General features: G+C 64.1%; 11 protein-coding genes. 1 reads left to right on the top strand and 10 read right to left on the bottom strand.

What is annotated here, in order from left to right; all coding sequences use genetic code 11:
• Positions 1-60 precede the first annotated feature (60 nt).
• The 10 genes from ACESY8_RS11850 to ACESY8_RS11805 form a co-directional block, all read right to left on the bottom strand.
• The gene (locus ACESY8_RS11850) at positions 61-348 is read right to left on the bottom strand and encodes a DUF6506 family protein (RefSeq protein ID WP_039997313.1); all 288 of its coding nucleotides are present in this window, start codon (positions 346-348) and stop codon (positions 61-63) included.
• Positions 349-411: 63 nt separating this feature from the next.
• Positions 412-1,623, bottom strand: coding sequence for a sensor histidine kinase (locus ACESY8_RS11845; protein ID WP_054338915.1), 1,212 nt, complete (start codon positions 1,621-1,623; stop codon positions 412-414).
• Complete coding sequence (locus ACESY8_RS11840) at positions 1,616-2,293, bottom strand: response regulator transcription factor (protein ID WP_009257594.1); 678 nt, start codon at positions 2,291-2,293, stop codon at positions 1,616-1,618. Before ACESY8_RS11840 ends, ACESY8_RS11845 begins: the two co-directional genes overlap by 8 nt.
• Before the next feature lie 202 nt (positions 2,294-2,495).
• Positions 2,496-3,578, bottom strand: a complete 1,083-nt coding sequence (buk, locus tag ACESY8_RS11835) for a butyrate kinase (RefSeq protein WP_054338916.1) — start codon at positions 3,576-3,578, stop codon at positions 2,496-2,498.
• Between the two features lie 12 nt (positions 3,579-3,590).
• On the bottom strand, positions 3,591-4,502 hold the full coding sequence (locus ACESY8_RS11830) for a phosphate acyltransferase (RefSeq protein WP_007492429.1): 912 nt from the start codon (positions 4,500-4,502) through the stop codon (positions 3,591-3,593).
• A 13-nt stretch (positions 4,503-4,515) separates the two neighbouring features.
• On the bottom strand, positions 4,516-5,064 hold the full coding sequence (locus ACESY8_RS11825) for a 2-oxoacid:ferredoxin oxidoreductase subunit gamma family protein (RefSeq protein ID WP_007492427.1): 549 nt from the start codon (positions 5,062-5,064) through the stop codon (positions 4,516-4,518).
• Between the two features lie 15 nt (positions 5,065-5,079).
• Positions 5,080-5,817, bottom strand: a complete 738-nt coding sequence (locus ACESY8_RS11820) for a thiamine pyrophosphate-dependent enzyme (RefSeq protein ID WP_007492426.1) — start codon at positions 5,815-5,817, stop codon at positions 5,080-5,082.
• A gap of 1 nt (position 5,818) precedes the next feature.
• Positions 5,819-6,901 carry a 3-methyl-2-oxobutanoate dehydrogenase subunit VorB gene (vorB, locus tag ACESY8_RS11815; protein WP_054338917.1) on the bottom strand — a complete coding sequence of 361 codons (1,083 nt, stop codon included), beginning with the start codon at positions 6,899-6,901 and terminating at the stop codon, positions 5,819-5,821.
• Positions 6,902-6,916: 15 nt separating this feature from the next.
• Positions 6,917-7,120, bottom strand: coding sequence for a 4Fe-4S dicluster domain-containing protein (locus ACESY8_RS11810; RefSeq protein ID WP_054338918.1), 204 nt, complete (start codon positions 7,118-7,120; stop codon positions 6,917-6,919).
• 52 nt (positions 7,121-7,172) lie between these two features.
• Complete coding sequence (locus tag ACESY8_RS11805) at positions 7,173-7,898, bottom strand: P-loop NTPase family protein (protein ID WP_054338919.1); 726 nt, start codon at positions 7,896-7,898, stop codon at positions 7,173-7,175.
• 219 nt (positions 7,899-8,117) lie between these two features.
• Between ACESY8_RS11805 and ACESY8_RS11800 the strand changes: the two genes are divergently transcribed.
• Entirely contained in the window at positions 8,118-8,777 is a 660-nt protein-coding gene (locus ACESY8_RS11800; protein WP_110503350.1) for a GntR family transcriptional regulator, read from the top strand.
• The last annotated feature ends 57 nt before the right edge of the window (positions 8,778-8,834 follow it).

The following is an 8,834-nucleotide window of genomic DNA, read 5'->3' as shown; positions in this document are numbered from 1 at the left end:
GGCGGGGGGGCGGCCCAGCAGGGCCGCACCCTCGCGCGGTCGTTCGGAGCGCCGCTCCGGTCAGTCATTGGGGAAAGCGGCGCGATAGACGGCCTCCTGCTCCGGCAGGTGGGTGACATATCCCACCGGGATCCGGTTTCCGGTGGCCTCGATGATCCTCCGCGCGCCGTCCGGGCCGAAGGCGCCGCACAGCTCGATGCAGCCGACGCCCTGCTCCAGCAGCTCCTGCGCGGCCGCACAGGCGCCCTCCAGGGTGGAGACGCCGCGCATCTGCGCCGCTCCGCCGTGTATGGCCGCCCGGTCGGTCTCCGGGCAGAAGTCCCCCAGGATCAAAAATGCAAATTTCATACACATGCCTCCTGTATCTCTGATTTCATTCTCTGATTTCCAGACGCGCTTACTCCGGCGCCGCTACTCCTGCCGGCAGGGCAGCTCCGCCCAGAAGCGGTTAAAGCCTCCGGCACACGTTACGTCAATGGTTCCGTGGTGCTGGGCCACAATGCCCTCGGCAATGGACAGCCCCAGGCCGAAGCTGCCATTCCGGCTCCGGGCCGGATCAGCGCGGTAAAAGCGCTGGAAGATCTGGCGGCGGGCCTCCGGCGGGATCGGTTCCCCCTGGTTGGCCACCGTCAGCGCACAGTGATTCCGCCCCCTCCGGTGGAGAGTTACCTGGGTCTCGCCGCCGGGGCTGGAGTACTTTTGTGCGTTGTCCAGCAAAATTTCCAGCACCCGCCGCAGCGCTTCCTCATCGCCGCTGACGGTGATCCCCTCGTCCACCTGGGAGGTCAGGGTGAGGCCCTGCTCAAAGAACAGCGGCTCAAAGGGCAGGAGGCTCCGGGCAGTCAGACCGCTGAGATCCACCGGCCGGAGCACAAGGTGGGATTCGGCGCTGTCCGTGCGGGCCAGCTCCAGCATCTGCTCGATGAGGGCGCGCATCTGCCGGGACATGGTGAGGATGCTGCTGGAAAAAGTGCTCCGCCTGGCCTCGTCCGTCTCGTCCTGGAGCAGCTCCGCGTTGGTCATGATGACGGTCAGCGGGGTTTTCAGCTCGTGGGAGGCGGCCGCGACGAACTGCCGCTGCTGCTGCCAGGCCCGCTCCACCGGGCGCACCGCCCACTTGGAGAGCAAAACGCTGACCCATAGGAAGGCCAGGAAGCTCAGGCCGCCGATCAGGAGGCAGGTTCTGCGCAGTCCGTCCAGCGTGGCCCGCTCACTGGAGATGTCCGCGAACACCAGGAAGCGGCTCATGGGTGCGTCGGAGCGGTAATAGCGCAGGTTATACTCCTCCAGCACCCCCAGGCGGCGGGGGGAGGCCGCGGCGGCCTGGGCCAGGCCGCCCAGAAAGGCGTCGTCGGACAGGTCGTAGTAGCCACCGCTGGCGTCCAGCAGCTCGCCGTGGGGGCCGAGCTGCAGCGTGAAGAAGGGCAGGCGCACGTCCTCCCCCAGCTCGCCCGGAGCGTCCATTTGAAAGGGCTGGCTGGCGATGCGCTCCATCATACGGATGCTCTCGGTCTCCAGATTGGCGCTGGTGAAGTAGAACACCAGGCCCAGCATGGCGCTGAGCAGGATGGTGGCGATGCCCATGTTGATGACAATGAACTTCAGGCGCAGCCGCTTAATCATCGCCGCTCACCTCCAGGTGGTAGCCCAGCCGGCGGATGGACTCGATGCGGATGTTGGAGCCGATGCTGGCGAGCTTTTTCCGCAGAAAGCAGACGTAGACCTCCACATGGTTTTCCACCGCGTCGGAGTCGTACCCCCATACCCGCTCCAGCAGGGCCGCCTTGGACAAATTGCGCTCGCCCGCCTGGAGGAGCAGCCGCATGATGTCGAACTCCCTGGCGGACAGCCGGATGCTGTCCGCCCCGCAGGAGAGGGCGGCGGTGGACAGATCCAGAGATGTATTGCCCAGGGTGAGCTGATTGACCTGGGCGCCCTGCCGGCGCAGCAGGGCGTTGACGCAGGCCAGCAGCTCCCGGGTGTCAAAAGGCTTGGTGAGGTAGTAGTCGGCCCCCGCGTTCAGACCGGTGATGCGGTCCTCCAGGCCGGAGCGGGCGGTGAGCATCAGAATGGGGGTGCCCAGATGCCTGGCGCGTACCTGCCGGGCCACGGTGTAGCCGTCCAGGCCGGGCATCATCACGTCCAGAATCAGCAGGTCGTAGACGCCCAGCTCCGCGTATTCCGCCCCGGTCTCCCCGTCATAGACGGCCTCCGCCTCAAAGCCCTTCCGCCGCAGCACCTCGGCGATGGAGTCGGCCAGTAGCTGTTCATCCTCTATAATCAGAATTTTCAACGCTGTCCCTCCTGCGTTTGACCCACGTGTCCTTCTGATCATAATACAGAACGAAGCTGAAAGGAAGCTGAAAACCAGCGGATCTTTCGCGGCGTCCCCTGCCTGATGGCTGATAGAGATGGGAGGAGACGTTCTTAGAAAAATGGAGCCGGATACCGATGGTACGGCATCCGGCTCCACTATTGAAGCAGTCCGAATCATTCTATCCGTTAGCGGACTCTGATTTATGAAAAATTTTGGCCGTTTCCTGCCCGCGGAGCACCCGCAGGCCGCCCAGGGCCAGGGAGCGCATCTCGTCCTCGCCGGGGTAGAGCACCACGGGGGCCAGGAAGGAGACCCGCTTCTCAATCTCGCTGGTGACATACTGGGAGTAAGCGATGCCGCCGGTGAGGAGGATGGCGTCCACCTTGCCGCACACGTTGGGGGCGCACTTGGCGATGTTCTTGGCGATGTTGAGGATCATGGCGTCGTAGACCAGCTTGGCGTGGGCGTCGCCGCTCTGGATCATCTGCTCCACCGCGCGGCTGTCGGTGGTGCCCAGGTGGGCCATCAGGCCGCCCTGGTTCTTCACCAGCTTCATCATGCCCTTGTAGTCGTACCGGCCGCTGAAGCACTCCTTGATCACGTCGAACATGGGCAGGCCGCCGGCCCGCTCAGGGGAGAAGGGACCCTCCTCGTCGTTGATGAAGTCCTCAATCTTCCCGTTGTGGTGCAGGTTGACGGAGATGCCGCCGCCCAAGTGGGCCACGATGACGGTGATGTCCTTGTAGTCCCTGCCGTTCTCCCGGGCGTAGCGCAGGGCCGCGGCGCGGGTGTTCAGGTTGTGGCCCATGCCCTTGCGGCGCATGGAGGGCAGGCCGGTGAGCTTGTTAATGGGCAGCAGCTCGTCCACCGTGACCCCATCGTAGATATAGGCGGGGATGCCAAGCTGGAGGCTGATGGAACGGGCGATCATCGCGCCCACGTTGGAGGCGTGCTCGTTCTGGGGCTTGTTCTTGAGCTGCCACACCATGTCGTCGTTGACCTCGTAGGCCCCCGCCTCGATGGGGGTCAGCAGGCCGCCCCGGGAGACGATGGCGGTGAGGGAGTCCAGCGGGACGCTGTGCCGCTTCAGGCAGTCCAGCACCAGCTCGCGGCGGAATTCATACTGGTCGGCCACGCAGTCGAAGGGGGCGAGCTCCTCGGCGGAGTGGGTGATGGACTCCACGAACAGGGGCTCCTCCCCGTCAAAGACGGCCAGCTTGGTGGACGTAGAGCCGGGGTTGAGAATCAAAAGTCGCTCCATTGGGGTTCCTCCTTACTGATTCCGGGCGGCCGCGGCGGAGATGACGATGGACAGGTACTTCTCCTCGGCGGAGGAGCCGCGGCTGGTCATGACGATGGGGCACCGGGCGCCCACGATGAAGCCGGCCATCTTGGCCTTGCAGGTGACGGTGAGCATCTTGCCCATGATGTTGCCGGCGTGGATGTTGGGGGCCACCAGCACGTCGCAGTCGCCGGCGCAGGGGCTTTCAAAGCCCTTGAAGGCGGCGATCTCGCGGCTGACGGCGCAGTCGTAGGAGATGGGGCCCTCCACCACGCAGCCGGTGAGCTCGCCCCGCTGGTTCATCTGCTTCAGGGCGTCGCCCTCCACGGTCTCGGGCATCTTGGGGTTGAGCTTCTCCACGCAGGCCAGCACGCCCACCTTGGGGCAGTCGTAGCCCATGGCCCGCAGGGCGCCCACGGTGTTCTCGATGATGGCCTTCTTCTGCTCCAGGGTGGGATAGGTCACCATGCCGCCGTCCACCGGCATCAGCAGCTTGTGATAGGTGGGGATTTCAAAGGCGGTGAAGTGGCTCATGACGCCGCCCTTGCCCAGGCCGGTCTCCTTATTCACCACGGCCTTGAGCAGCACGGAGGTGTCCAGCTTGCCCTTCATCAGGAAGTCGGCCTCACCCGCCCGCACCAGGGCCACCGCCTTGCGGGCGGCCTCCGCCAGATCGGGCTCGTCGTGGATGTCCTCCGCGGGGATGTGCTCGCCCAGCTCCGCCAGCACCTGGTCGATCACCGCCTTGTCGCCCACCAGGATGGGGGTCACAATCCCCTCGGCCCGGGCGCGCAGGACGGCCTCGATGGTGTGGGCGTCGCCCGCCGCGGCCACGGCCATGCGGGCGCGGCTGGGCTGGCCCTTCACGTGGGCGATCAGCTCGTCAAAATTGTGAAATACCATGCCGAATTCCTCCTTACTGCTTCTGGGCGCGGCCCAGCTCCAGGCCCTTCTCAAAGGCCTGCTTGTTGAGGGGCAGGAGCTTGGGCTTGGAGGAGAGCTTGTGCTCGATGGTCTGCCAGACGATGGCGGGGTCGATGACCTCGGTGTAGCCCACGTAGACGCCCAGCATGATGACGTTGAGCACCTTGGCGTTGCCCATCTCCAGGGCCAGCTCGGTGACGGGGGCCTTGACCAGCTTCACGTCGTCCCGGCCGATGTCATCGGAGACGATGGAGCTGTTGATGAACAGGGTGCCGCCGCTCTTGAGGGTGCCGATGAACTTCTTGAGGGAGGGGCCGTTCATGACGATGAGATCGTCCATCACGTCGCCCAGAGGGGCGCCGATGGCCTCGTCGGAGATGACCACGAAGCAGTTGGCGGTGCCGCCGCGCTGCTCGGCGCCGTAGGAGGGGAAGAAGGTGACGTTCTTGTCGGTGGAATTACAGGTGGCGTCCGCCAGGAACTTGCCCAGGGTCATGACGCCCTGGCCGCCGAAGCCGGCCACGCAGAGATTGGTTTCCATGTTCGCTCTCCTCCTTTAGCGGTCGCGGACGACGCCCAGCGGGAACTCGGGCAGCATCTTCTCTTCGATGTACTCCAGGGACTTCATGGGATCCAGGCCCCAGTTGGTGGGGCAGCTGGTGACGATCTCCACCATGGAGAAGCCCTTGCCGTCCAGCTGGTTCTGGAAGGCCTTGTGAATGGCCTGCTTGGTCTTGTTGACGTTGGCGGGGGTGTTGCAGCTGGTGCGAACCAGGTAGGCGGGGGCGGTGAGCTGGTTGAGAATCTCACACATGTGCATGGGATAGCCGTGCTCCTTGGGATCGCGGCCGTGGGGGGCGGTGGAGGCCTTCATGCCAACCAGGGTGGTGGGGGCCATCTGGCCGCCGGTCATGCCGTAGATGCCGTTGTTGATGAAGATGACGGTGATGTTCTCCCCGCGGTTGGCGGCGGAAATGGACTCGGCCAGGCCGATGGAGGCGAAGTCGCCGTCGCCCTGGTAGGTGAAGACCAGACTGTCCGGGTTGGAGCGCTTCATACCGGTGGCCACGGCGCAGGCGCGGCCGTGGGGCGCGGTGGTGTTGTCGTAGGCGATATAGTCCATGTGCAGGCCGCAGCAGCCGATGCCCAGGACGCAGGCGGCGCGGTCCACCAGCTCCATCTCCTCCAGCACCTCGCCGATGAGCTTGATGACGGTGGAGTGCATACAGCCGGGGCAGAAGCCGGAGACCTTGTCCTCCTGGATGGTTTTTGTTCTTCCGTAGATCTTTTCCATCTTACTTGCCCTCCATGATCTTCTTGACCGCGGCAAGGACCTTGTCGCGGCTCATGATGTTGCCGCCGGAGCACAGGCACGTCTCGATGGGGCAGCGGTCCTTCACAGCCACCGCCACGTCGTCCACGAACTGGGCGGGGATGGACATCTCCACGTCCAGCACGGCCTTCACCTTGCTGTAGTCGATGTGGTCGTAGGCGGCATAGGGGAAGGGGTGGACGGTGATGGGGCGGATCAGGCCGGCCTTGACGCCCTGGGCGCGGAGCAGCTCCACCACGGACTTGCAGATGCGGGCGGAGATGCCGTAGGCGGTGAGCACCACCTCGGCGTCCTCCAGCCGGTACTCCTCCACCTGCACGTCCTTCTCCCAGGAGGCGTACAGGGCGGCGGCGTCCTCGTTGGCCTTCTGCATGTCGCTGGTCAGCCAGTGGCCCGGCTGGATCCAGGCGCGGTGGGCGTAGTCCAGCTTGTGGCCCACGCAGGCCCAGCCCTGCTTGGACGCCTTGAGGGCGGCCACCTCCTCCTCGCTCTTCATCTCGGGCAGCACCACCGGCTCCATCATGGTGCCGATGACGCCGTCGGCCAGGATGAGCACCGGGTTGCGGTCCCGGTCGGCGTAGTCAAAGGCGGCGTAGGTCATGTCCACCGCCTCCTGGACGGTGGAGGGGGCGAAGACCATCATCTGGAAGCCGCCGTTGCCGCTGGCCTTGGTGGCCTGGAAGTAGTCCATCTGGGCGGGCTGGATGGAGCCCACGCCCGGGCCGCCCCGGGAGATGTTGGCGTACACCATGGGGATGCGGGCGGCGGCGCAGTAGGAAATGCCCTCGCTCTTCAGGGCGATTCCGGGGGAGGAGGAGGAGGTCATGGCCCGCACGCCGGCGGAGGCGGCGCCGTACACCATGTTCACCGAGGCCACCTCCGACTCGCCCTGGACGAACACGCCGCCCACCTCGGGCATCCGGCGGGAAAAATACTCGGGAATCTCGTTCTGCGGGGTGATGGGATAGCCAGCAAAGAACCGGCAGCCCGCCCGCACGGACGCCTCGGCGATGGCCTCGCAGCCCTTCATAAATACGCGTGACATATTGCCTTCCTCCCCTTACTTGTAGATCTCGATGGCCCCGTCCGGGCACATGCGGCCGCAGATGGCGCAGCCGATGCAGTCCTCCGGGCGCACGGGCACCACGTACTCATAGCCCTTGTAGTTGACGATTGTGCCGATCTCCAGCACCTGCTTGGGGCAGAACTTCACGCAGTAGCCGCAGCTCTTGCAGCGCTCCGCCACAATTTCCACTTTTGCCATACTGACATCTCCTTCTTGCATATTGCATTTTGCAAACTACTGAATAGGGGGCTTACGGTGCGTCCGGCTCCGGCCCGGCCGCCCAGGGATAGGTCAGCCACAGGCGGATGGGGAGCACCGGGCAGGGCAGACCCTCCGGCAGGGCGGCGCACAGCTCCCGGCGGACGCACAGGTAATCCACCGGCTTGTAGGGGCTCACCAGCTCCCAGAGCCTCCGGGCGCCCTCCGCCACGTCGGCGGGGGTGGTCTCCGGCCCCAGGTTGGGGTTGCCCACCAGCCGCAGCCGGGCCAGCTCCACATGGGAGACCCCCAGGGTCTCCCCCAGCACCTGGTCAATGTGCTCCAGGGTGGCCGACCAGGGGCGGAAGGGGTTGATCACGTAATACACCGTGGTGCCGTCCCGGTTGAGCAGGGGGGCGTATCCCCCGATGGAGCGGGCGCCGATGTAGTCGCCCCCCACATCCAGCACGGCGCAGCAGTGCGGATCGTTCAACCGCTGCCGCACGCCGCCGGTCAGGGTGGGGGCATCCATGAACTGGGCCTCGTAGTGGACCTCCACCCCCAGCGCCTCCAGGGCCTCGCGCCGGTCTCTGGAGCGGAAGAGGGGCTTGGTCATGTCCAGGTCAAAGAAGTGGACGGGCTTGCCGCCCAGTTCCGCCAATGCCTGGGCGAAATTGAGGGCCAGCTCGCTTTTGCCGCTGCCCGCCTCGCCCAGGAAAACAACATTGCTGCTGGAAGTCATATCCAGAAGACTGGATACTGAGGTTTGCTGTGCCATGGATACCTCCTATAATCAAACAAGATATAATTTGTATCTTGCAAGATTTATGAGTTAAGAATACCACACTTTTTTTAAATTGCAAGAGGGGTGGACCAGGTTTGGAAAAAGTGTCAAAATTGAGTGCATTGATTTGGGAAAAACGCTGGCCGGGCTTGTCTTTTAAAGCGGACGCTGTTATAATATCTTGCAAGAAATGAAATGGAAGGAGACGAAACCATGGCGGCGATCAAAAAGCGCTCCCTGGTGGATCAGGTGTATGAAATGCTGCGCGGCGATATCATCACGCTGCGGCGCCCCTTGGGCAGCAAGTTGAATGTCAATGAGCTTCAGGATGAGCTGGGCGTGAGCTGCACCCCCATCCGGGAAGCGGTAAACAGGCTCCAGCAGGAGGGACTGGTGGTCTACGAGAACAACGTGGGCGCCCACATCCTGGACTTGGATCAGCACGACATCACGGAGATTGAACAGCTGGCCATGACCCTCCACTGTGCTGCCATCCGCCTGGCCATGGCGCATGGCGACCGGGCCGCAATCGTGACAGGGCTGGAAAAGTACCTGGAGGAGTACCGGCGGGCGAGGAATGTACAGAGCGAGGTTATGGCGGTTAACCGTTTTGTGGGGACCTTTTACGCACACTGCGGCAATCGCCGGCTGGATGCGAATATGATCTCCATACAGGGCCAGCAGTTGCTGCTGCGGTATATCTATGCCGACTGCCTTACCGAGCGCGGCAGCCATGCGGAGGACTTTGAAGGCATGCTGGAGGCGGCCCGGAGGGGGGATGCCGAGGAGGTCTGCGTCTGTCTGCAACGGAACACCGACCGGTGTATTCCGGTTCTGATGGAGTATGTCCTGAAGGAGAAAGCGGCCCGGTAACACGCCGCAGAAAATGGAGGCCAGAGTAAGCAGCGCCGCCGATCCCAACGGATCGGC

Source organism: Clostridium sp. ATCC BAA-442 (assembly GCF_964239415.1).
GTDB classification, from domain to species: domain Bacteria; phylum Bacillota; class Clostridia; order Oscillospirales; family Oscillospiraceae; genus Flavonifractor; species Flavonifractor plautii.
This window is presented reverse-complemented; position numbering and strand designations above follow the sequence as displayed.